Consider the following 19,372-nt stretch of genomic DNA (forward strand, 5'->3'; position numbering starts at 1 on the left):
TTGAATTCATTTTTCGGGTGTCCGGTCGAGAGCCGGACACCGCTAAGCCGGGATCGGCCTGAGGTTGCTGTTATGACGAAGGGTCAGAATATCCGCATCCGCCTTAAGGCGTTCGACCATCGCGTGCTGGATGCGTCCACGCTCGAGATCGTGTCGACCGCGAAGCGGACGGGTGCGAAGGTGCGGGGCCCGATCCCGCTGCCGACGCGTATCAAGAAATTTACCGTGAACCGTTCGCCGCACATCGACAAGAAGTCGCGCGAGCAGTTCGAGATGCGCACTCACCTGCGCGTTCTCGACATCGTTGAACCCACACCGCAGACGGTCGACGCGCTGATGAAGCTCGATCTGGCTGCCGGTGTTGACGTGGAAATCAGGCTCTGACCTCCCCTCGGGGAAGGTCAGAGCCAGGAACGCCCTGGAGGATATGCTCATGCGCTCCGGCGTCATCGCAAAAAAGGTCGGGATGACTCGTATCTTCACGGATACGGGCGAGCATATCCCGGTGACGGTTCTCAAGGTCGACAACTGCCAGGTTGTCGCGCACAGGACCGTGGAGAAGAACGGCTACACGGCGCTGCAGGTCGGCGTCGGCGTGGCCAAGGTCAAGAACGTCTCGAAGGCCGAGCGCGGCCGCTATGCGGCGGCCCAGGTCGAGCCCAAGCAGAAGCTTGCGGAGTTCCGCGTCGATCCGGGTCAGGAGATTCCGGTCGGCGCCGAGATCACCGTCGATCACTTCGTCCCCGGCCAGTTCGTGGACGTGACGGGCGTGAGCACCGGCAAGGGCTTCGCCGGCGGCATGAAGCGGTGGAACTTCGGCGGTCTGCGCGCCACGCACGGCGTGTCGATCTCGCATCGCTCGATCGGTTCGACCGGTGGCCGTCAGGACCCCGGCAAGACGTTCAAGAACAAGAAGATGCCCGGTCACCTCGGCACCGAGCGCGTGACCACGCAGAACCTGCGCGTGGTGCAGACGGATGTCGAGCGCGGCCTCATCCTCGTGGAAGGTGCGGTGCCCGGCGTCGCCGGCGGCTGGATCACGGTTCGCGACGCGGTCAAGCGCGCGCTCCCCAAGGAAGCCCCGCTTCCGGGCAGCTTCCGCGAGCGCGGCGCTGATGCGGCGGCGGCTGAAGTGCAGGAGAGCGCGGAATGAAGCTCGATATTAAAACCCTCGACGGCGGCGATGCCGGCGCGATCGAGCTCGATGATGCGATCTTCGGCCTCGAACCGCGGCTCGACCTGATCCAGCGCTATGTCCGCTGGCAGCTTGCCAAGCGGCAGGCGGGCACGCACAAGTCGCTCGGCCGCTCGGAGATCGCCCGCACGGGCAAGAAGATCTATCGCCAGAAGGGCACCGGTGGCGCCCGCCACGGTTCCGCCCGCGCGCCGCAGTACCGCGGCGGCGGCAAGGCCTTCGGCCCGGTGGTGCGCAGCCACGAGCACGACCTGCCCAAGAAGGTGCGTCAGCTCGCGCTCAAGCACGCCCTTTCGGCCAAGGCCAGGGCGCAGACGCTGATCGTCCTCGACGACGCCCGCGCGGCCGAGCCGAAGACGAAGGCGCTCAGGGACCAGTTCGGCAAGCTCGGCCTGTCGAACGCGCTGGTGATCGGCGGCAACGAGATCGATGCGAACTTCGGTCTCGCGGCCCGCAACATTCCGAATGTCGACGTCCTGCCGGTGCAGGGCATCAATGTCTATGACATCCTGCGGCGGGACACGCTCGTTCTGACGAAGGCCGCCGTGGACGCGTTGGAGGCGCGCTTCAAATGAGTCAGGATCCGCGCCACTACGATGTGATCGTCGGCCCGGTGATTACCGAAAAGGCAACCACCCTTTCGGAACACAACAAGGTCGTTTTCAAGGTCGCCAGGACGGCGACCAAGCCGCAGATCAAGACGGCGGTCGAGAAGCTGTTCGATGTCAAGGTCGAGAGCGTGAACACGCTCGTGACCAAGGGCAAGACGAAGCGCTTCCGCGGCGCGCTCGGTCAGCGGTCGGACGTCAAGAAAGCTGTTGTGACCCTTGCCGAGGGTCATAGCATCGATGTGACGACAGGCTTGTGAAGCTGGTAAGGGAGTGAACCGATGGCTTTGAAGCACTTCAAACCGGTTACGCCGAGCCAGCGCCAGCTGGTGATCGTCGACCGGACGGGGCTGCACCGCGGCGCGCCTGAGAAGGCGCTGACCGAGGGCCTGACCCGCAAGGGCGGGCGCAACAACAACGGACGCGTAACCGTGCGCTTCCGCGGCGGTGGCCACAAGCGCTCGTACCGCATCGTCGACTTCAGGCGCCGCGAGCGTCTTGGCGAGGTCGCGACCGTCGAGCGGATCGAGTACGATCCCAACCGCAGCGCGTTCATCGCCCTGCTGGCGTTCCCGGATGGCGGCAAGTCCTACATCCTGGCGCCGCAGCGCCTGAGCGCCGGCGATTCGGTGACGTCGGGCGAAGAGGCCGACATCAAGCCGGGCAATGCGCTGCCGCTGGCGAGCATCCCGGTCGGCACGATCGTGCACAACATCGAGCTGAAGATCGGCAAGGGCGGCGCCATCGCGCGCTCCGCCGGCGCCTATGCGCAGATCGTCGGACGCGACCAGGGCTACGTGATCCTGCGCCTGAACTCCGGCGAGCAGCGTCTCGTTCACGGCCAGTGCTTCGCCACCGTCGGTGCGGTGTCGAACCCTGACCACATGAACACGAACAAGGGCAAGGCGGGCCGCTCGCGCTGGCTCGGCCGCCGTCCGCACAACCGCGGCGTGACCATGAACCCGATCGACCACCCGCACGGTGGTGGTGAGGGCCGCACGTCCGGTGGTCGTCACCCGGTCACGCCATGGGGCAAGCCGACCAAGGGCAAGAAGACCCGTTCCAACAAGCGGACGGACGCTTTCATCGTGTCCAGCCGCCACGCGAAGAAGAAGAGGTAAGGGGCGCGCAATGGCACGTTCTACTTGGAAAGGTCCGTTCGTTGACGGCTATGTCCTCAAGAAGGCCGAGGCCGCGCGCGCGTCCGGCCGTTCCGAGGTGATCAAGATCTGGAGCCGCCGCTCCACGATCCTGCCTCACTTCGTTGGGCTGACGTTTGGCGTTTACAACGGTCAGAAGCACATTCCGGTCGCGGTCAGCGAGGAGATGGTCGGTCACAAGTTCGGCGAGTTCTCGCCGACGCGCACCTTCCACGGGCACGCGGCCGACAAGAAAGCGAAGAGGAGATAAGCCATGGGTAAGGCATCTGCTCCCCGCGCGCTGAAGGACAACGAGGCAAAGGCCGTGGCGCGCAACCTGCGCGTCTCGCCCCAGAAGCTCAATCTGGTTGCGCAGCTCATTCGCGGCAAGAAGGTCGATCGTGCGCTCGCCGATCTGCAGTTCAGCCGCAAGCGCATCGCGATCGACGTCCGCAAGACGCTCGAGAGCGCCATCGCCAATGCCGAGAACAACCATGAGCTCGATATCGACGATCTCGTGGTCGCCGAGGCGTTCGTGGGCAAGGGTCTCGTGATGAAGCGCTTCCACGCGCGCGCCCGCGGTCGCGGCGCGCGGATCGAAAAGCCGTTCTCGCACCTCACCATTGTGGTGCGCGAAGTGGCATCTGAGGCCTGAGGAGGAGACGATGGGTCAGAAGGTCAATCCGGTCGGCCTGCGTCTCGGTATCAACCGGACGTGGGATTCCCGCTGGTTCGCAGCCAAGGCCGAGTACGGCAAGCTGCTGCACGAGGATATCACCATCCGCAAGGCGCTCCTGAAGCAGCTCAAGCAGGCGGCGGTATCACGCATTGTCATCGAGCGTCCGCACCGCAAGGCGCGGGTGACGATCTACTCGGCGCGTCCGGGTGTGGTCATCGGCAAGAAGGGCGCCGACATCGAGAAGCTGCGCCAGACGGTCTCGAAGCTGACCAAGGCGGAAGTGAGCATCAACATCGTCGAGGTGCGCAAGCCCGAGACCGATGCGACGCTTGTTGCCGACTCGATCGCGCAGCAGCTCGAGCGGCGTGTGGCATTTCGTCGCGCCATGAAGCGCGCGGTGCAGTCCGCGATCCGTCTGGGCGCGGAAGGCATCCGTATCAATTGCTCGGGTCGTCTCGGCGGCGCGGAGATCGCGCGCATCGAGTGGTATCGCGAGGGCCGCGTGCCGCTGCACACCTTGCGCGCGGACATCGATTATGGTACAGCCACGGCCTTCACGACATACGGCACGTGTGGAATCAAGGTCTGGATCTTCAAGGGCGAGATCCTGGAGCACGATCCGTTGGCTCAGGACAAGCGACTGGCGGACGAGGGCAGCAGCGGACAGCGCTCCCACGGCCACGGTCGTCGTGATTCTGCGGCTTGAGGAGCGGGAGTGGGATAAATGCTTCAGCCCAAGAGGACGAAGTTTCGTAAGCAGTTCAAGGGTCGCATCCACGGCGAGGCCAAGGGTGGGACTGAATTGAACTTTGGTGAGTTTGGCCTCAAGGCGCTGGAACCCGAGCGGGTGACGGCGCGCCAGATCGAGGCCGCCCGCCGTGCCATCACGCGCCAGATGAAGCGTCAGGGCCGCGTGTGGATCCGCATTTTCCCGGACGTTCCGGTTTCGGACAAGCCGGCGGAAGTGCGCATGGGTAAAGGTAAGGGCTCGCCCGACTACTGGGCGTGCCGTGTGAAGCCGGGCCGGGTGATGTTCGAGCTGGCCGGCGTCAACGAGGAGATCGCCCGCGAGGCGCTTCGCCTCGGCGCCGCCAAGCTGCCGGTCAAGACGCGGTTCATCCAGCGTATCGCCGAGTGAGGGAGGGCGACATGACATCGAAGCAGAGGCTCTCCGACATCAAGGCGTTGTCGGCGGACCAGCTCCAGGACGAGCTCTTGAAGCTCAAGAAGGAGCAGTTCAACCTGCGTTTCCAGCGCGCCACCGGCCAGCTCGAGAACACGGGTCGTGTGAAGGAAGTCCGTCGCGACATCGCACGGGTGAAGACGTTCCAGCGGGCGAAGCTCGCGGCCGCCGGCAAGGCTTGAGGAGTCGATAATGCCGAAACGTATTTTGCAGGGCGTTGTCGTCAGCGACAAGCAGGACAAGACGGTCGTGGTGAAGGTGGAGCGCCGCTTCACCCATCCGCTGCTCAAGAAGACCGTTCGCCGCACCAAGAACTACCACGCCCATGACGAGGCGAACCAGTTCAAGGTCGGCGACACGGTGTGGATCGAGGAGACCCGTCCGCTGTCGCGTCTGAAATCCTGGGTCGTTCTGCAGGACACGCAGAGCGGCGGGCAAGTGTAGATCGCAAGCGTAAGTTGCAAGCGTAAACTCATCCATAGAGGCTAGGGGACTGCAAGATCCCCGTCAGGCGTAGTCCGCAAGGGTAGACAATCCGCGGAAACCGTCTGAGACAGAGAAAGGATCTGTGCCATGATCCAGATGCAGACTAATCTCGACGTTGCCGACAACTCCGGCGCGCGTCGTGTCATGTGCATCAAGGTGCTTGGTGGCGCGAAGCGCAAGTATGCCGGCGTCGGCGATATCATCGTCGTGTCCGTGAAGGAAGCCATTCCGCGTGGCCGCGTGAAGAAGGGCGACGTGCTGAAGGCCGTCGTCGTGCGCACGGCGAAGGACATCCGCCGCCCCGACGGTTCGGTGATCCGGTTCGACAACAATGCCGCCGTTCTGATCAACAATCAGAAGGAGCCGGTCGGCACGCGTATTTTCGGCCCGGTTCCGCGCGAATTGCGCGCCAAGAACCACATGAAGATCATTTCGCTTGCTCCCGAGGTGTTGTGATGGCCGCTAAGATCAAGAAGGGCGACAAGGTCGTCGTGCTTGCCGGCCGTGACAAGGGCCGTTCGGGCGAGGTTCTCAGCGTCAACCCCGGCGAGCAGCGCGCTGTGGTGCGCGGCGTGAATATCGTCAAGCGTCACACGCGCCAGTCGGCGACGAGCGAGGGCGGCATCATCTCCAAGGAGGCGCCGCTGCATCTGTCGAACCTGGCGGTGGCCGATCCGAAGGACGGCAAGCCGACCCGGGTCGGGTTCAGGATTCTGGAAGACGGGCGCAAGGTTCGCTTTGCCAAGCGTTCGGGGGATGTGATCGATGTCTGAGGCAACCACTGAGCTGGGCACGAACTATGTGCCGCGGCTGCGCAAGCACTACGACGAGGTCGTGCGCGCCAAGCTGATCGAGGAATTCGGTTACAAGAACCCGCTGCAGGTCCCGGCGATCGAGAAGGTCGTCATCAACATGGGCGTCGGCGAGTCGGTCAACGATTCCAAGAAGGCGTCGGTGGCGGCGGGAGATCTCGGGCTCATCGCCGGCCAGAAGCCGGTCATCACCCGGGCGCGCAAGGCCATCGCGACGTTCAAGCTGCGCGAGAACATGCCGATCGGCGCCAAGGTGACGCTGCGCAAGACGCGCATGTACGAGTTCCTTGACCGCCTGGTCACCATCGCGCTGCCGCGCGTGCGCGACTTCCGCGGCCTCAACGCCAAGTCGTTCGACGGGCGCGGCAATTTCGCGCTGGGCCTCAAGGAGCATCTCGTGTTCCCGGAGATCGACTACGACAAGGTCGATCAGCCGTGGGGCATGGATATCATCGTGGTGACGACAGCGAAGACGGACGACGAGGCCCGCGCGCTGCTGAAGCACTTCAACTTCCCGTTCCGGCAGTGAGGGCTGGGGCCCTCATACGCGGACACCGGAGATAACATACATGGCTAAGAAGAGTTCAATCGAGAAGAACAAGCGCCGCATCGCGCTGGTCAAGCGTTACGCTGCCAAGCGCGAGGCGCTGCTTGCGATTGCGAACAACGAGGAGCTGCCGATCGAGGAGCGTTTCGAAGCGCGCCTCAAGCTCGCCGAGTTGCCCCGCAATTCCAGCCCGACGCGCGTCCGCAACCGTTGCGAGGTCACGGGCCGCCCGCGCGCCTACTACCGCAAGCTGCGCCTGTCGCGTATCGCGCTGCGTGAACTGGGTTCCCAGGGCCAGATCCCCGGTCTTGTGAAGTCGAGCTGGTAAGGAGGTCCGGAACATGGCGATCAACGATCCGCTTGGCGATCTGCTCACCCGCATCCGCAACGCGCAGCTGCGCCGCCGCGGCAAGCTCACCACGCCCGGCTCCAAGCTGCGTGCGCGCGTGCTCGAAGTGCTCAAGGACGAGGGCTATATCCGCGGCTTCACCACGACCGAGTATGGCAACGGCCGCACCGAGTTCGAGGTCGAGCTGAAGTATTTCGACGGCGAGCCCGTGATTCGCTCCATCCAGCGTGTGTCGAAGCCAGGCCGGCGTGTGTACGCCTCGGTCGACAAGCTTCCCCGCGTCGCTGATGGTCTCGGTGTTGTCATTCTCTCCACGCCGAAGGGCGTCATGGCCGACCACACGGCGCGGGAGATCAACGTGGGCGGTGAAGTGCTCCTCGAGGTGTTCTGAGGATCGCCCCGGCGATCCTGGACGTCACCAGGGCATTTGATTGAGAGCACGGGAGGCCATTATGTCTCGTATTGGAAAGAAGCCGGTTTCCGTTCCGGCAGGTGTGACGGCCACCGTTACCGGTCAGGCTGTCAAGGTCAAGGGTCCGAAGGGCGAGCTGTCGTTCGTCGTTCCGGACGAGGTCAGCGTCGAGCTGAAGGACGGCGCGATCAAGGTCGATCCGCGCGACGATACCAAGAAGGCGCGGTCGCTGTGGGGGACGTCCCGCTCGCAGGTCGCGAATCTGGTGCAGGGCGTGTCGCAGGGCTTCGAGAAGAAGCTCGAGATCAACGGCGTGGGTTACAAGGCGGCGGTACAGGGCAAGATCCTCAAGCTGTCGCTCGGTTTCAGCCATGACGTCGATTTCGAGATCCCGGCCGGCATCCTGATCGCCACGCCGAAGCCGACCGAGATCGTCATCAGCGGCATCAACGCGCAGGTCGTCGGCCAGACGGCCGCCAAGATCCGCGATTACCGTCGCCCCGAGCCCTACAAGGGCAAGGGCGTGAAATACGCCGACGAGTTCATCTTCCGCAAGGAAGGCAAGAAGAAGTAAGGATGCGCAGCGATGGCTGAAAAGCTCAGTTCCACGGATCGCCGCAAGGCCCGGGTCCGTCGCGCACTCCGTGCGGCGGCCAACGGGCGGGTGCGCCTGTCCGTTCACCGTTCCTCGAAGCAGATCTACGCCCAGATCATCGACGATGCCGAGGGCCGCACGCTGGCCCACGCGTCGACGCTGGAGAAGGATCTGCGTGGGCAGCTCAAGACCGGCGCCGACATCGAGGCGGCGAAGGTCGTCGGCAAGCTGATTGCCGAGCGCGCGATTGCGGCCGGCGTCAAGGACGTCGTGTTCGACCGCGGCGCGTTCATCTACCACGGTCGCATCAAGGCTCTGGCCGATGCGGCGCGTGAGGGTGGACTGAACTTCTGACCGGCTTTCGGGCCGTCAGGTTACGGCGGATGGTTTGAACATGCGAGCGGGGGCCGCCGCCCCGCGTCAGTGAGATTGACATGGCAAGAGAGCGTCATCAGCAGCGCGACCGTGAAGAGCGCGACAGCGAATTCACGGACAAGCTGGTTCACATCAACCGCGTCGCCAAGGTGGTGAAGGGCGGCCGTCGCTTCGGCTTCGCGGCCCTCGTCGTCATCGGCGACCAGAAGGGCCGGGTCGGCTTCGGCCACGGCAAGGCGCGCGAAGTGCCGGAAGCCATCCGCAAGGCGACGGACGCGGCAAAGCGCGCGCTCGTGCGCGTGCCGCTGAAGGAAGGCCGCACGCTGCATCACGACGTGGCCGGCCGCTGGGGCGCCGGCAAGGTGATCCTGCGCGCAGCACCTCCCGGCACCGGCATCATCGCCGGCGGCCCGATGCGCGCCGTGTTCGAGACGCTGGGCGTCGCGGACGTCGTCGCGAAGTCGATCGGCTCGTCCAACCCCTACAACCTCGTTCGTGCGACCTTTGATGCGCTGAAGCGCGAGGACAGCCCGCGTGCGGTCGCCGCGCGCCGCGGCCTCAAGGTCTCGACCCTGCAGTCGCGTCGACGTGACGCGGTCGAGGGCGAAACGCTCGGCACCGAGGCGTGAGGAGGGGTGAACCATGGCTGACAAGAACACCGCCAAGACGCTGATCGTCGAACAGATCGGCAGCCCCATCCGCCGTCCCGCCTACCAGCGTCAGACGCTGATCGGCCTCGGGCTCAACAAGATCCGCCGTCGCTCCGAGCTGGAAGATACGCCGGCGGTGCGTGGCATGATCGAGAAGGTCAAGCACCTCGTGCGCGTCGTTTCGGACGCTTCCCAAGGTGACAAGCCTTCCGAAGCCGGCAAGTGAGGAGGGCGCAATGGTCAAGCTGAACGAAATTTCGGACAATCCGGGCGCCGTCAAGGCCCGCACCCGCGTGGGTCGCGGCATCGGCTCGGGCAAGGGCAAGACGGGCGGCCGCGGCGTCAAGGGCCAGAAGTCCCGCGCCGGCGTGGCGATCAAGGGCTTCGAGGGTGGCCAGATGCCCATCCATCGCCGCCTGCCCAAGCGCGGCTTCAACAATATCTTCGCCAAGGACTTCAACGAGATCAATCTCGGCCGCATTCAGGAAGCCATCGACGCGGGCAAGCTCGACGCCTCGCAGCCCATCACCAACGAGGTGCTTGTGGCGGCGGGCATCCTGTCCAAGCCGCGCGACGGCGTGCGCATCCTGGGTGTCGGCGAGCTGAAGACGAAGGTGGCGTTTTCGGTCGCGGGTGCATCGAAGTCCGCCATCGCCGCCATCGAGAAGGCCGGCGGATCGCTGACTGTGCTCGCGCCGAAGGTAGCGGAAGCGTAAGTACGCCCTTATATGAGGTGCAGGCAGTGGCGACGCGGAGAGAAATCTCTGGCCGTCGCCATTGTTGTGTAATGGCCCGGGTGGTGATCGCGTATCCGGGCACGCGACACGCATAAGGATCTGATACCCATGGCTTCGGCAGCGGAACAGCTTGCGGCTAATCTCAATTTCGGCGCCTTTTCCAAGGCCGAGGAGCTCAAGAAGCGGATCTGGTTCACGCTCGGCGCGCTGATCGTCTATCGCCTGGGCACCTACATTCCGCTGCCGGGCATCAATCCGCAGGCGGTTGCGGACATCTTCCAGCAGACCCAGGGCGGCGTGCTCGGGCTGTTCAACATGTTCTCGGGCGGCGCCGTCAGCCGTATGGCGATCTTCGCGCTGAACATCATGCCGTATATTTCGGCCTCGATCATCATCCAGCTGCTGACGAGCGTCGTGCCGTCGCTCGAGACGCTGAAGAAGGAGGGCGAGGCCGGCCGCAAGATCATCAACCAGTACACGCGGTATCTCACCGTCGTGCTGGCGATCTTCCAGGCGTGGGGTATCGCCTTCGGTCTGGAGAGTTCGGGCGGCATCGTTCTCGATCCGGGGCTGTTCTTCCGCATTTCGACGGTGATCACGCTGGTGGGCGGCACCATGTTCCTGATGTGGCTCGGCGAGCAGATCACCTCGCGCGGCATCGGCAACGGCATCTCGCTCATCATCTTCGCCGGTATCGTGGCGGAACTGCCGAGCGCCATCGGCGGCACGCTGGAACTCGGGCGCCAGGGCGCGCTGTCGACCGGCATCATTCTCGGCGTGATCCTGATGGCGATCCTGGTCATCGCCTTCATCGTTTACATGGAGCGGGCACAGCGCCGGCTGCTGATCAACTATCCCAAGCGCCAGGTCGGCAACCGGCTCTATGAGGGGCAGACCTCGTTCCTGCCGCTGAAGCTCAACACGGCGGGCGTCATTCCGCCGATCTTCGCCTCGTCGCTGCTGCTGCTGCCGACCACCATCGCCAGTTTCTCCCAGGCGGGCGGCGACACCGGCGTGCTCGGCACGCTGGCGTCCTACCTGGCGCACGGACGGCCCGCCTACATGCTGCTCTATGTGGCGCTGATCGTGTTCTTCGCCTTCTTCTACACGGCGATCGTGTTCAATCCGACCGAGACGGCGGACAACCTGAAGAAGCACGGCGGGTTCATTCCCGGCATTCGCCCCGGCGAGCGCACCGCGGAGTATATCGACTATGTGCTGACTCGCGTTACGACGGTCGGCGCGGCCTATATTGCGCTGATCTGCCTGCTACCGGAAGTGCTGATATCCTATGCGTCCCTTCCGTTCTATTTCGGCGGCACGTCATTGCTGATCGTGGTGACCGTCACCATGGACACGGTTGCGCAGGTTCATGGGCATCTCATGGCCCACCAGTACGAAGGGCTGGTCAAGAAATCTAGATTGAAGGGGGCAAGAAGACGATGATGAGACTGGTATTTCTGGGGCCGCCCGGCGCGGGCAAGGGTACGCAGGCCAAGAGGCTCGTCGACAAGTACGGCATTCCGCAGCTCTCCACCGGGGACATGCTGCGCGCCGCCGTCGCGGCGGGTACGCCGGTCGGCCTCAAGGCCAAGGTCGTCATGGAGGCCGGACAGCTCGTCTCCGACGACATCGTCGTCGGCATCATCGTCGACCGCATCAAGGAGCCGGATGCGCATAACGGCTTCATTCTCGACGGTTTCCCGCGCACCGTCGCCCAGGCGCAGGCGCTCGACGCCGCGCTCGAGGCCAAGGGGCAGAAGGTCGATCTGGCGCTGGAGCTGAAGGTCGACCATGAAAAGCTCGTCGACCGCATCATCAACCGGGCCGAGGAGGCGCGGGCGCGCGGCGAGGAAGTACGCAAGGACGACGATCCGGAGGTGTTCAAGGCGAGGCTCGCGTCCTACGCGCGCGATACGGCCGTCGTCGCCCCCTATTACAAGGAGCGCGGCCTGCTGGTGGAAATCGACGGTCAGCAGCCGATCGACGCCGTGAGCGAATCCATCGAGAAAGCGCTATCGTCGGTCTTGACGAACGTTTAAAAATCGCCTACAGGGACGTCTTCCCTTGAATCGGTTGGCCACGACCGGGATTGATCGGTCGTGCCATCTGGCTTTCGGCGCGCAGGGGCCGGGCTCCACCGGACGCGCGTCCTGTATCCGCCCTTTTCGGGCATACATTGTCCGCCCGCATGGGCATATATGGAGTTGAGCGTGGCTCGTATAGCAGGTGTCAATATTCCGACTGGCAAGCGCGTGGTCATCGCGCTGCAGTACATTCACGGAATCGGTGCCAAGAAGGCCCAGGAAATCATCGAGAAGGTCAGCATCCCGGCCGAGCGTCGGGTCAACGAACTGACCGATGCGGAAGTCCTGCAGATCCGCGAGACCATCGACCGCGATTACGTGGTGGAGGGCGATCTGCGCCGTGAGGTGTCGATCAACATCAAGCGCCTGATGGACCTCGGCTGCTATCGCGGCCTGCGTCATCGCCGCAACCTGCCGGTTCGCGGCCAGCGCACCCACACCAACGCCCGCACCCGCAAGGGCAAGGCGAAGCCGATCGCCGGCAAGAAGAAGTAAGACCGGGCAGCGATGCTGCCACGCCGTCGCCGTGGCTCTTCTGCTGCGGCGGCGTCTTTCGTTTCAACAATCGTCGGTTTCGACAATCATCCCGAGCGCCTGGAATGACGGGCGCGCCTGAAGGATCCGGAAAACAATGGCAAAAGAAGCAACCCGCATTCGCCGCCGCGAACGCAAGAACATCGTCTCGGGCGTCGCCCATGTCAACGCATCGTTCAACAACACGATGGTGACCATTACCGACGCCCAGGGCAACACGATTTCGTGGTCTTCGGCGGGTGCGATGGGTTTCAAGGGCTCGCGCAAATCGACGCCCTACGCGGCGCAGGTCGCGGCCGAGGATGCGGCGCGCAAGGCGGCTGATCACGGCATGCGCACCATCGAGGTCGAGGTGACGGGGCCCGGCTCCGGCCGCGAATCGGCGCTGCGCGCGTTGCAGGCTGCGGGTTTCACCGTGACGTCGATCCGCGACGTGACCCCCATTCCGCACAACGGATGCCGCCCGCGCAAGCGTCGCCGTGTCTGATCGTCTTTGTCTGATGTCCCCGCCGCGCGGCACTGGTGCCGTGCGGCCTTTTGGTCCGTTGGCGCGGTTTCTTCGTCCCGCCCGCCGCGGTCGAGCACTCCGAGAGGTGCGGTCGTGATCCAGAAAAACTGGCAGGAACTCATCAAGCCCAGCAAGCTTCAGGTGACGCCCGGCGATGATCCGCGTCGCATTGCGACGATCGTTGCCGAGCCACTCGAGCGCGGTTTCGGTTTGACGCTGGGGAATGCCCTTCGCCGGGTGCTGCTGTCGTCGCTGCAGGGCGCGGCGGTGCAGGCGGTCCATATCGACGGCGTGTTGCACGAATTCTCGTCCATTCCGGGCGTGCGGGAAGATGTCACCGACATCATCCTCAACATCAAGGCCATCGCCATCAAGATGCAGGGCGAGGGCCCCAAGCGCCTGACGCTACGCAAGCAGGGGCCGGGCGTGGTCACCGCCGGCGACATCGCGACGGTGGGCGATATCCAGATCCTCAATCCGGAACTGGTGCTGCTGACGCTGGACGACGGCGCGGAAATCCGCATCGAGTTCACGGTCAACACCGGCAAGGGCTACGTGCCGTCCGAGCGCAACCGCCCGGAGGACGCGCCCATCGGCCTCATCGCCGTGGACAGCCTCTACAGCCCTGTGAAGAAGGTCTCCTACCGCGTTGAAAACACGCGCGAAGGACAGATCCTCGACTATGACAAGCTGACGCTCGTCGTCGAGACGAACGGCTCCATCGCTCCCGACGATGCCGTGGCCTATGCGGCCCGTATCCTGCAGGATCAGCTCGCCGTGTTCGTCAACTTCGAGGAGCCGCGCCGCGAGGAAGCGGCCGTGTCCACGCCGCAGCTGCCCTTCAACCCGGCGCTGCTCAAGAAGGTCGACGAGCTGGAGCTGTCGGTGCGTTCGGCCAACTGCCTCAAGAACGACAACATCGTCTACATCGGCGATCTCATCCAGAAGACCGAGGCGGAGATGCTGCGCACGCCGAACTTCGGCCGCAAGTCGCTCAACGAGATCAAGGAAGTGCTGGCTTCCATGGGCCTGCACCTGGGCATGGAAGTGACCGGCTGGCCGCCGGAGAACATCGAAGAGCTCGCCAAGCGCTTCGAGGAGCACTACTGAGCCGCCGAAGCGCCGGGCCTTGCCCCGGCGCACGTCGCCATGCTCAGCTTTTGCTCGAGCATGGCGCTCTAACTTTTTGATATATCAAGAAATACAGAAAGTGGCAGCCGTACCGTGGCACGGCGGCTGCCCAAGAAAAGGAGTTCGCCATGCGTCATGGTTTCGCCCACCGCCGTTTCAATCGTTCGTCCGCGCACCGCAAGGCGATGTTCGCCAATCTCGCTGCGGCGCTCATCAAGCATGAGCAGATCATCACCACGCTCCCCAAGGCGAAGGACCTGCGTCCCGTTGTCGAGAAGCTGGTGACGCTCGGCAAGCGCGGCGATCTGCACGCCCGCCGCCAGGCCATCGCACAGCTCCGCGACCCCGTGCTGGTGCGCAAGCTCTTCGACGTGCTCGGCCCGCGCTACAAGGAGCGCAACGGCGGTTACACGCGCGTTCTGAAGGCCGGCTTCCGCTACGGCGACAACGCGCCGATCGGCGTGATCGAGTTCGTCGACCGCGACATCAACGCCAAGGGACAGGACTCCGGCCCCGTGCAGGTCGAGGCCGACGCAGAGGCGTGAGCTTCCGGCTCCACAGTGGATAGGCAATGCGAGACGGGCGGCCTCTGGGCCGCCCGTTTGCTTCGGGGGCGAGGCAAAGGCGTCATCTTTCGCATGATCGCCTTTCGCGCCGATCGGTTGTCGCGCCGCTGCGCGTTCATTAGATATAGCCACTCTTCCGCCTGGATCGTGGGGGAATGTTGCGTATGAGCATGAATCGATGGTGCCTGCGCCGGCTCACCGGGGCGTTGGCGGTGGTGGCCGTTGCGGCCGGCGGCTTGCCGTTGTCCACGGCACAGGCCGAGATGGCGGACGCGGCGCGCGAGCGGGTGGTGCCCGGCGCGCGGGCGGACGTGCTGCTGTCGCTCGCGCCGGTGGTGCGCGAGATCGTGCCCTCCGTGGTCAACGTCTACGGCGCGCGGGTGGAGCAGCGCCGCGCGCATCCGTTTCTGGACGACCCGTTCTTCCAGCGGTTCTTCGGCGAGGGCGGCTTCGGCGTGCCGCGCGACCGCGTGCAGCGTTCGGCCGGTTCCGGCGTGGTCGTCGATCCGTCCGGCCTCGTCATCACCAATCATCACGTCATCGCCGGCATGACCGAGGTGAAGGTGTCGCTGTCCGATCGGCGCGAATACGAGGCCGAGATCGTGCTCAGCGACGAGCGTTCGGACCTCGCCGTTCTCAAGATCGAGGGCGACGGCCCGTTTCCGGCGGCACGGCTCGGCGATTCGGACGCACTCGAGGTCGGTGACTTCGTCATCGCGCTCGGCAACCCCTTCGGCGTCGGCCAGACGGTGACGCAGGGCATCGTTTCGGCGCTGGCGCGCACGCAGGTCGGCATCAGCGACTTCCAGTCGTTCATCCAGACCGACGCCGCCATCAATCCGGGCAATTCGGGCGGTCCGCTGGTCGACCTCAACGGCGATGTCGTCGGCATCAACACGGCGATCTTCACCCGTTCGGGCGGCAGCCACGGCATCGGCTTCGCCGTGCCGTCGGCAACGGTGCGGCTCGTGCTCGAGTCCGCCCGTTCGGGTGGCCGCGTGGTGCGCCGGCCGTGGCTGGGCGCGCGCCTGCAGACGGTCAGCCAGGATATCGCCCACGGCCTCGGACTGCAGCGGCCGCTCGGCGCGCTCGTCGCCTCGGTGGTGGAGGACAGCCCGGCGAGTGCGGCCGGACTCAGGCCCGGCGACGTCATCACCGCCGTCGCGGGCCGGTCTGTCGATGACCCGGATGGCTTCGGCTACCATTTCTCCTCGCGCCCGCTCGAGGGGCAGGTCGCGCTGTCGGTGCTGCGCGCTGGCGAGACGCTGATCCTGACGCTGCCTCTCCAGCCCGCGCCCGAGCGCCCGGCGCGCGATCCGGTGACAGCCGGCGACAGGCCGCTGTCGCCGTTCGTCGGGGCGACGGTGGTCAATCTGTCACCCGCCGTCGCCGAGGAGCTGGCGATCGCCCATGCCGACAGCGGCGTGGTGATTCTCGACCCCGGCGCCTCGGCCCGCTACGGCTTTCGCGCCGGAGATATCCTGCTGTCGATCAACGACCGCAAGATCGTCAGCACGCGCGATTTCGACGCCGCATGGCGCATAGCGCCGCGCTACTGGCGCATCGTGCTCAACCGGCAGGGGCGTGTCCTGCGCACCGAGCTCTCCGGTTGATCGCCGCCCGACCGGCGTTTGGATCATGTCATCGTTTCACAGAAACGCTGATTCCATTTGATCGGAAAGCGCTCTAACGTGGTGCGTGTTCTTCTTTCTGGGGGCGGTGAGGCGCGATGCCGAACCTTTTCGATGCAGCCGGTCTCGATCGTGACGCCCCGCGCCCGCTGGCCGACCGGCTTCGCCCGACCCGCCTCGACGAGGTGGTGGGGCAGGAACATCTGACCGGTCCGGACGGGGCGCTGACCCGGCTGCTGCGCTCGGGCGCCATCGGCAGCCTCATCTTCTGGGGGCCGCCGGGCACGGGCAAGACAACGGTGGCGCGGCTGCTCGCCGGCGAGACCAATCTCGTGTTCGAGCAGATGTCGGCGATCTTCTCCGGCGTCAACGATCTCAAGAAGGCGTTCGAGGCCGCGCGCGCCCGCCGGCAGACGGGCCAGGGCACGCTGCTGTTCGTGGACGAGATCCACCGTTTCAACCGTGCCCAGCTCGACGCATTCCTGCCGGTGATGGAGGACGGCACCATCACGCTCGTGGGCGCGACGACGGAGAACCCGTCGTTCGCGCTCAATGCAGCGCTGCTGTCGCGCGCGCGGGTGATGACGTTCCATTCGCTCGATGAGACGGCGCTGCTCGCCCTGCTGGCGCGGGCGGAGGAGGTGGAGGGACGCCCGCTTCCGCTCGACGAGGAGGCGCGCCTGTCGCTCGTGCGCATGGCCGACGGCGACGGCCGCGCGGCGCTCACGCTCGCGGAGGAGCTGTGGCGCGCGGCGGGCGAGGGCGAGGTCTTCAACGTCGAGCAGTTGCAGGAGGTGGTGCAGCGGCGCGCGCCGATCTACGACAAGTCGCAGGACGGCCACTACAACCTGATCTCGGCGCTGCACAAGACGGTGCGCGGCTCGGACCCGGACGCGGCGCTCTACTACCTCGCCCGTATGCTCGACGCGGGGGAGGACCCGCTCTACCTGGCGCGGCGCATGGTGCGCATGGCGGTGGAGGATATCGGCCTCGCCGATCCGCAGGCGCTCGTTATCGCCAACGCCGCCAAGGATGCCTATGACTTCCTCGGCTCGCCGGAGGGCGAGCTGGCGCTGGCGCAGGCCATCGTCTATCTGGCGACCGCGCCGAAATCGAACGCCGCCTACGTGGCCTTCAGCCGGGCGCGCAAGGTCGCCAAGGCCGGCGGCTCGGCTATGCCGCCCAAGGTGATCCTGAACGCGCCGACGAAGTTCATGCAGTCCGAGGGTTACGGCGCGGGCTATGCCTACGATCACGACGAGCCGGACGCCTTCTCGGGGCAGGACTACTGGCCGGAGGCGGTCGGCCGGCACACGTTCTATCGGCCCGTGGAGCGCGGGTTCGAGCGGGAGATCGCCAAGCGGCTGGCATGGTGGCAGAAGCTGCGGGCTGAGCGGCAGGGCAACAAATGAGCGCGGCCTACGCTTTGACGGTATTCGCGGGTGCGGGGCTGGGCGGCGTGCTGCGCTGGCTCGTCGGGATCGTGGCGGCGCGCTGGCTCGGAACGTCGTTTCCGTGGGGGACGATGTTCGTCAACGTCAGCGGTTCGTTCGTGATGGGCGGGCTCGCGGCGCTGCTGCTGTTCCGCGCCGGGGCGGCCGAGTGGCAGGGGGCGCGCCTGTTCCTGTTGACCGGCGTTCTGGGCGGCTATACGACGTTCTCGTCCTATGCGCTTGATATCGCCGTCCTGTGGGAGCAGGGAGACTTCTCCGCGGCCGCGATATATGGCCTGGGGTCGGTCGTGTTGTCGGTAGCGGGGCTCGCGGCAGGGCTCGCTTTGGTGCGGAGCTTGGCATGAACGGGACGCGTGGAAGAGCAGGAGCCGGCAAGGCACCGGGAGGCGGGAGGAGCGCCCGTCCCGCCGGGCCGTTCGGCGCGGGCCGGGCGGGCGGTTCCGGGCGCGCGGAAGGGCAGGGAGCTGTGCGGGCGAAGGCGCCCGCTTCCAAGCCGTTGCGCGCCAAATCCCTGTCATCCAGATCGTCAAAAGCGTCCCCTGCCAAAGTGTCCGCCTCGGAGCCCGCGAGCGGGGCGCAGCCGCGAGCCGTGACTTCCGCCGCCGGTCCGCTTCGATCCAAGTCCGTGCAGAAGCGGGAGGCGAGCGAAGTTCTCGCCACCGGCGTGCAGACGCTCACGGTGACGGCGGACGAGGCCGACATGCGCCTCGACCGGTTTCTGACGGCCCGCTTTCCGCAACTGCCTTTCACCCACATTCAGCGCATCGTGCGCAAGGGCGAGCTGCGCGTCGACGGCAAGCGCGTCAAGCCCAACGACCGGCTGGTCGAGGGGCAGAGCGTGCGCATGCCGCCGCTCAAGATCGAGGAGCGCGCGCCCGCGCCCCGCAGCCTCAAGCACGGCGGCGACGATCTCGCGTTCCTGAAATCGATCACGCTCTATGAGGACAAGGACGTGCTCGTGCTTAACAAGCCCATGGGGCTTGCGGTGCAGGGCGGCTCCGGCACCACGCGCCACGTCGACGGACTGCTGGAGGCGATGCGCGACGCGGAGGGGCAGAAGCCGCGCCTCGTCCACCGGCTCGACAAGGACACCGCCGGCTGCCTCGTCATCGCCAAGACGCGCTTCGCGGCGACGGCGCTGGCGAAAAGCTTTCGCTCGCGCTCGGCGCGAAAAGTCTACTGGGCGCTGGTCGCGGGCGTGCCGCGCGTCAAGCAGGGGCGCGTCTCCACCTATCTGGCGCGCGAGGAGCAGCAGGACGGCGATGCGCGCATGGCCGTCGCGAAGCACGGCGACGAGGGCGCGAGCCACGCCGTGACCTATTACGCGGTCGTGGACAACGTGGCGCAGAAGCTGGCGTGGCTGTCGCTGAAGCCGGTGACCGGGCGCACGCACCAGTTGCGCGCACACGCGGCACACATCGGCCACCCGATCGTGGGCGATCCGAAATATTTCAACGTCGAGAACTGGGAACTGCCCGGCGGCATCCAGAAGAAGCTGCATCTCCTGGCGCGGCGCATCGTCATCCAGCATCCGCGCACCGGCAAGCCGCTCGACGTCACGGCCCCCCTGCCGCCGCACATGCAGCAATCGTGGAACCTGCTCGGCTTCGACGCCGGGCGCTTTGACCCGATCGTCGAAGCGCCCGACGAATAGGGCATGTCGATATTTGGGTGATGCTGGCTGGCCTAACCCG

31 protein-coding genes are annotated in these 19,372 nt (G+C 65.5%); all 31 read left to right on the forward strand.

Annotated features, from left to right (window positions below; all coding sequences use genetic code 11):
• Positions 1-72: 72 nt before the first annotated feature.
• The gene (gene rpsJ, locus ACUSIJ_RS11350) at positions 73-384 is read left to right on the forward strand and encodes a 30S ribosomal protein S10 (RefSeq protein WP_449308698.1); all 312 of its coding nucleotides are present in this window, start codon (positions 73-75) and stop codon (positions 382-384) included.
• A 49-nt stretch (positions 385-433) separates the two neighbouring features.
• On the forward strand, positions 434-1,153 hold the full coding sequence (rplC, locus tag ACUSIJ_RS11355) for a 50S ribosomal protein L3 (protein WP_449308503.1): 720 nt from the start codon (positions 434-436) through the stop codon (positions 1,151-1,153).
• On the forward strand, positions 1,150-1,770 hold the full coding sequence (gene rplD / locus ACUSIJ_RS11360) for a 50S ribosomal protein L4 (RefSeq protein WP_449308504.1): 621 nt from the start codon (positions 1,150-1,152) through the stop codon (positions 1,768-1,770). Before rplC ends, rplD begins: the two co-directional genes overlap by 4 nt.
• Positions 1,767-2,063, forward strand: a complete 297-nt coding sequence (locus tag ACUSIJ_RS11365; RefSeq protein WP_449308505.1) for a 50S ribosomal protein L23 — start codon at positions 1,767-1,769, stop codon at positions 2,061-2,063. Before rplD ends, ACUSIJ_RS11365 begins: the two co-directional genes overlap by 4 nt.
• A 21-nt stretch (positions 2,064-2,084) precedes the next feature.
• Positions 2,085-2,924: a 50S ribosomal protein L2 gene (rplB, locus tag ACUSIJ_RS11370; RefSeq protein ID WP_449308506.1), complete on the forward strand. Its 840-nt coding sequence runs from the start codon at positions 2,085-2,087 to the stop codon at positions 2,922-2,924.
• A 10-nt stretch (positions 2,925-2,934) separates the two neighbouring features.
• Positions 2,935-3,213, forward strand: coding sequence for a 30S ribosomal protein S19 (gene rpsS / locus ACUSIJ_RS11375; protein ID WP_166949841.1), 279 nt, complete (start codon positions 2,935-2,937; stop codon positions 3,211-3,213).
• A gap of 3 nt (positions 3,214-3,216) precedes the next feature.
• Positions 3,217-3,597 carry a 50S ribosomal protein L22 gene (gene rplV / locus ACUSIJ_RS11380; RefSeq protein ID WP_449308507.1) on the forward strand — a complete coding sequence of 127 codons (381 nt, stop codon included), beginning with the start codon at positions 3,217-3,219 and terminating at the stop codon, positions 3,595-3,597.
• Positions 3,598-3,607: 10 nt separating this feature from the next.
• The gene (gene rpsC, locus ACUSIJ_RS11385; protein ID WP_449308508.1) at positions 3,608-4,327 is read left to right on the forward strand and encodes a 30S ribosomal protein S3; all 720 of its coding nucleotides are present in this window, start codon (positions 3,608-3,610) and stop codon (positions 4,325-4,327) included.
• 18 nt (positions 4,328-4,345) lie between these two features.
• On the forward strand, positions 4,346-4,759 hold the full coding sequence (gene rplP / locus ACUSIJ_RS11390) for a 50S ribosomal protein L16 (RefSeq protein ID WP_449308509.1): 414 nt from the start codon (positions 4,346-4,348) through the stop codon (positions 4,757-4,759).
• A gap of 11 nt (positions 4,760-4,770) precedes the next feature.
• On the forward strand, positions 4,771-4,986 hold the full coding sequence (gene rpmC / locus ACUSIJ_RS11395) for a 50S ribosomal protein L29 (RefSeq protein ID WP_449308510.1): 216 nt from the start codon (positions 4,771-4,773) through the stop codon (positions 4,984-4,986).
• Between the two features lie 10 nt (positions 4,987-4,996).
• The gene (rpsQ, locus tag ACUSIJ_RS11400; RefSeq protein WP_449308511.1) at positions 4,997-5,248 is read left to right on the forward strand and encodes a 30S ribosomal protein S17; all 252 of its coding nucleotides are present in this window, start codon (positions 4,997-4,999) and stop codon (positions 5,246-5,248) included.
• 129 nt (positions 5,249-5,377) lie between these two features.
• On the forward strand, positions 5,378-5,746 hold the full coding sequence (gene rplN, locus ACUSIJ_RS11405; protein ID WP_449308512.1) for a 50S ribosomal protein L14: 369 nt from the start codon (positions 5,378-5,380) through the stop codon (positions 5,744-5,746).
• Positions 5,746-6,063 (forward strand): 50S ribosomal protein L24, encoded by a 318-nt coding sequence (gene rplX, locus ACUSIJ_RS11410; RefSeq protein WP_449308513.1) that lies wholly within the window; start codon positions 5,746-5,748, stop codon positions 6,061-6,063. Before rplN ends, rplX begins: the two co-directional genes overlap by 1 nt.
• Positions 6,056-6,631, forward strand: coding sequence for a 50S ribosomal protein L5 (gene rplE / locus ACUSIJ_RS11415; protein WP_449308514.1), 576 nt, complete (start codon positions 6,056-6,058; stop codon positions 6,629-6,631). The genes rplX and rplE overlap by 8 nt, the downstream gene beginning before the upstream one ends.
• A gap of 40 nt (positions 6,632-6,671) precedes the next feature.
• Entirely contained in the window at positions 6,672-6,977 is a 306-nt protein-coding gene (gene rpsN, locus ACUSIJ_RS11420) for a 30S ribosomal protein S14 (RefSeq protein ID WP_449308515.1), read from the forward strand.
• A gap of 13 nt (positions 6,978-6,990) precedes the next feature.
• Positions 6,991-7,389, forward strand: coding sequence for a 30S ribosomal protein S8 (rpsH, locus tag ACUSIJ_RS11425; RefSeq protein WP_449308516.1), 399 nt, complete (start codon positions 6,991-6,993; stop codon positions 7,387-7,389).
• A gap of 61 nt (positions 7,390-7,450) precedes the next feature.
• Positions 7,451-7,984, forward strand: a complete 534-nt coding sequence (rplF, locus tag ACUSIJ_RS11430) for a 50S ribosomal protein L6 (protein ID WP_449308517.1) — start codon at positions 7,451-7,453, stop codon at positions 7,982-7,984.
• A 12-nt stretch (positions 7,985-7,996) separates the two neighbouring features.
• Positions 7,997-8,359 carry a 50S ribosomal protein L18 gene (gene rplR, locus ACUSIJ_RS11435; RefSeq protein WP_449308518.1) on the forward strand — a complete coding sequence of 121 codons (363 nt, stop codon included), beginning with the start codon at positions 7,997-7,999 and terminating at the stop codon, positions 8,357-8,359.
• An 80-nt stretch (positions 8,360-8,439) separates the two neighbouring features.
• Entirely contained in the window at positions 8,440-9,009 is a 570-nt protein-coding gene (gene rpsE, locus ACUSIJ_RS11440; RefSeq protein WP_449308519.1) for a 30S ribosomal protein S5, read from the forward strand.
• Positions 9,010-9,022: 13 nt separating this feature from the next.
• Positions 9,023-9,256, forward strand: coding sequence for a 50S ribosomal protein L30 (gene rpmD / locus ACUSIJ_RS11445; RefSeq protein WP_449308520.1), 234 nt, complete (start codon positions 9,023-9,025; stop codon positions 9,254-9,256).
• A 10-nt stretch (positions 9,257-9,266) separates the two neighbouring features.
• Positions 9,267-9,746: a 50S ribosomal protein L15 gene (gene rplO, locus ACUSIJ_RS11450; RefSeq protein WP_449308521.1), complete on the forward strand. Its 480-nt coding sequence runs from the start codon at positions 9,267-9,269 to the stop codon at positions 9,744-9,746.
• 129 nt (positions 9,747-9,875) lie between these two features.
• A complete protein-coding gene (secY, locus tag ACUSIJ_RS11455) occupies positions 9,876-11,213 on the forward strand; it encodes a preprotein translocase subunit SecY (RefSeq protein WP_449308522.1) in 1,338 nt (445 codons plus the stop codon).
• Positions 11,213-11,809 carry an adenylate kinase gene (locus ACUSIJ_RS11460; RefSeq protein WP_449308699.1) on the forward strand — a complete coding sequence of 199 codons (597 nt, stop codon included), beginning with the start codon at positions 11,213-11,215 and terminating at the stop codon, positions 11,807-11,809. Before secY ends, ACUSIJ_RS11460 begins: the two co-directional genes overlap by 1 nt.
• Before the next feature lie 171 nt (positions 11,810-11,980).
• Positions 11,981-12,349: a 30S ribosomal protein S13 gene (gene rpsM / locus ACUSIJ_RS11465; protein WP_449308523.1), complete on the forward strand. Its 369-nt coding sequence runs from the start codon at positions 11,981-11,983 to the stop codon at positions 12,347-12,349.
• A 136-nt stretch (positions 12,350-12,485) separates the two neighbouring features.
• Entirely contained in the window at positions 12,486-12,875 is a 390-nt protein-coding gene (gene rpsK, locus ACUSIJ_RS11470) for a 30S ribosomal protein S11 (RefSeq protein WP_449308524.1), read from the forward strand.
• 114 nt (positions 12,876-12,989) lie between these two features.
• Positions 12,990-14,006, forward strand: a complete 1,017-nt coding sequence (locus tag ACUSIJ_RS11475) for a DNA-directed RNA polymerase subunit alpha (RefSeq protein WP_449308525.1) — start codon at positions 12,990-12,992, stop codon at positions 14,004-14,006.
• Between the two features lie 149 nt (positions 14,007-14,155).
• Positions 14,156-14,572, forward strand: coding sequence for a 50S ribosomal protein L17 (rplQ, locus tag ACUSIJ_RS11480; protein ID WP_449308526.1), 417 nt, complete (start codon positions 14,156-14,158; stop codon positions 14,570-14,572).
• Positions 14,573-14,757: 185 nt separating this feature from the next.
• Complete coding sequence (locus tag ACUSIJ_RS11485; protein ID WP_449308527.1) at positions 14,758-16,206, forward strand: Do family serine endopeptidase; 1,449 nt, start codon at positions 14,758-14,760, stop codon at positions 16,204-16,206.
• A gap of 116 nt (positions 16,207-16,322) precedes the next feature.
• Positions 16,323-17,636 carry a replication-associated recombination protein A gene (locus tag ACUSIJ_RS11490; RefSeq protein ID WP_449308528.1) on the forward strand — a complete coding sequence of 438 codons (1,314 nt, stop codon included), beginning with the start codon at positions 16,323-16,325 and terminating at the stop codon, positions 17,634-17,636.
• A complete protein-coding gene (crcB, locus tag ACUSIJ_RS11495) occupies positions 17,633-18,022 on the forward strand; it encodes a fluoride efflux transporter CrcB (protein WP_449308529.1) in 390 nt (129 codons plus the stop codon). Before ACUSIJ_RS11490 ends, crcB begins: the two co-directional genes overlap by 4 nt.
• On the forward strand, positions 18,019-19,332 hold the full coding sequence (locus ACUSIJ_RS11500) for an RluA family pseudouridine synthase (RefSeq protein WP_449308530.1): 1,314 nt from the start codon (positions 18,019-18,021) through the stop codon (positions 19,330-19,332). Before crcB ends, ACUSIJ_RS11500 begins: the two co-directional genes overlap by 4 nt.
• Positions 19,333-19,372 lie beyond the last annotated feature (40 nt).

Source organism: Pseudochelatococcus sp. B33, from assembly GCF_053570585.1.

What these genes read in the sequence shown, in the direction of transcription:
- rplE (WP_449308514.1), top strand. Translation starts at nt 6,056, where the DNA reads ATGTCTGAGGCAACCACTGAGCTGGGCACGAACTATGTGCCGCGGCTG.
- rpsH (WP_449308516.1), top strand. Translation starts at nt 6,991, where the DNA reads ATGGCGATCAACGATCCGCTTGGCGATCTGCTCACCCGCATCCGCAAC.
- ACUSIJ_RS11365 (WP_449308505.1), top strand. Translation starts at nt 1,767, where the DNA reads ATGAGTCAGGATCCGCGCCACTACGATGTGATCGTCGGCCCGGTGATT.
- rplR (WP_449308518.1), top strand. Translation starts at nt 7,997, where the DNA reads ATGGCTGAAAAGCTCAGTTCCACGGATCGCCGCAAGGCCCGGGTCCGT.
- ACUSIJ_RS11500 (WP_449308530.1), top strand. Translation starts at nt 18,019, where the DNA reads ATGAACGGGACGCGTGGAAGAGCAGGAGCCGGCAAGGCACCGGGAGGC.
- rplQ (WP_449308526.1), top strand. Translation starts at nt 14,156, where the DNA reads ATGCGTCATGGTTTCGCCCACCGCCGTTTCAATCGTTCGTCCGCGCAC.
- rpsJ (WP_449308698.1), top strand. Translation starts at nt 73, where the DNA reads ATGACGAAGGGTCAGAATATCCGCATCCGCCTTAAGGCGTTCGACCAT.
- rplD (WP_449308504.1), top strand. Translation starts at nt 1,150, where the DNA reads ATGAAGCTCGATATTAAAACCCTCGACGGCGGCGATGCCGGCGCGATC.
- rplB (WP_449308506.1), top strand. Translation starts at nt 2,085, where the DNA reads ATGGCTTTGAAGCACTTCAAACCGGTTACGCCGAGCCAGCGCCAGCTG.
- rpsS (WP_166949841.1), top strand. Translation starts at nt 2,935, where the DNA reads ATGGCACGTTCTACTTGGAAAGGTCCGTTCGTTGACGGCTATGTCCTC.
- rplN (WP_449308512.1), top strand. Translation starts at nt 5,378, where the DNA reads ATGATCCAGATGCAGACTAATCTCGACGTTGCCGACAACTCCGGCGCG.
- rpsK (WP_449308524.1), top strand. Translation starts at nt 12,486, where the DNA reads ATGGCAAAAGAAGCAACCCGCATTCGCCGCCGCGAACGCAAGAACATC.
- crcB (WP_449308529.1), top strand. Translation starts at nt 17,633, where the DNA reads ATGAGCGCGGCCTACGCTTTGACGGTATTCGCGGGTGCGGGGCTGGGC.
- rpsQ (WP_449308511.1), top strand. Translation starts at nt 4,997, where the DNA reads ATGCCGAAACGTATTTTGCAGGGCGTTGTCGTCAGCGACAAGCAGGAC.
- rpmD (WP_449308520.1), top strand. Translation starts at nt 9,023, where the DNA reads ATGGCTGACAAGAACACCGCCAAGACGCTGATCGTCGAACAGATCGGC.
- rplO (WP_449308521.1), top strand. Translation starts at nt 9,267, where the DNA reads ATGGTCAAGCTGAACGAAATTTCGGACAATCCGGGCGCCGTCAAGGCC.
- rplV (WP_449308507.1), top strand. Translation starts at nt 3,217, where the DNA reads ATGGGTAAGGCATCTGCTCCCCGCGCGCTGAAGGACAACGAGGCAAAG.
- ACUSIJ_RS11490 (WP_449308528.1), top strand. Translation starts at nt 16,323, where the DNA reads ATGCCGAACCTTTTCGATGCAGCCGGTCTCGATCGTGACGCCCCGCGC.
- rpsE (WP_449308519.1), top strand. Translation starts at nt 8,440, where the DNA reads ATGGCAAGAGAGCGTCATCAGCAGCGCGACCGTGAAGAGCGCGACAGC.
- rpmC (WP_449308510.1), top strand. Translation starts at nt 4,771, where the DNA reads ATGACATCGAAGCAGAGGCTCTCCGACATCAAGGCGTTGTCGGCGGAC.
- rplP (WP_449308509.1), top strand. Translation starts at nt 4,346, where the DNA reads ATGCTTCAGCCCAAGAGGACGAAGTTTCGTAAGCAGTTCAAGGGTCGC.
- rplC (WP_449308503.1), top strand. Translation starts at nt 434, where the DNA reads ATGCGCTCCGGCGTCATCGCAAAAAAGGTCGGGATGACTCGTATCTTC.
- secY (WP_449308522.1), top strand. Translation starts at nt 9,876, where the DNA reads ATGGCTTCGGCAGCGGAACAGCTTGCGGCTAATCTCAATTTCGGCGCC.
- rpsC (WP_449308508.1), top strand. Translation starts at nt 3,608, where the DNA reads ATGGGTCAGAAGGTCAATCCGGTCGGCCTGCGTCTCGGTATCAACCGG.
- rplX (WP_449308513.1), top strand. Translation starts at nt 5,746, where the DNA reads ATGGCCGCTAAGATCAAGAAGGGCGACAAGGTCGTCGTGCTTGCCGGC.
- ACUSIJ_RS11485 (WP_449308527.1), top strand. Translation starts at nt 14,758, where the DNA reads ATGAGCATGAATCGATGGTGCCTGCGCCGGCTCACCGGGGCGTTGGCG.
- rpsN (WP_449308515.1), top strand. Translation starts at nt 6,672, where the DNA reads ATGGCTAAGAAGAGTTCAATCGAGAAGAACAAGCGCCGCATCGCGCTG.
- rplF (WP_449308517.1), top strand. Translation starts at nt 7,451, where the DNA reads ATGTCTCGTATTGGAAAGAAGCCGGTTTCCGTTCCGGCAGGTGTGACG.
- ACUSIJ_RS11460 (WP_449308699.1), top strand. Translation starts at nt 11,213, where the DNA reads ATGAGACTGGTATTTCTGGGGCCGCCCGGCGCGGGCAAGGGTACGCAG.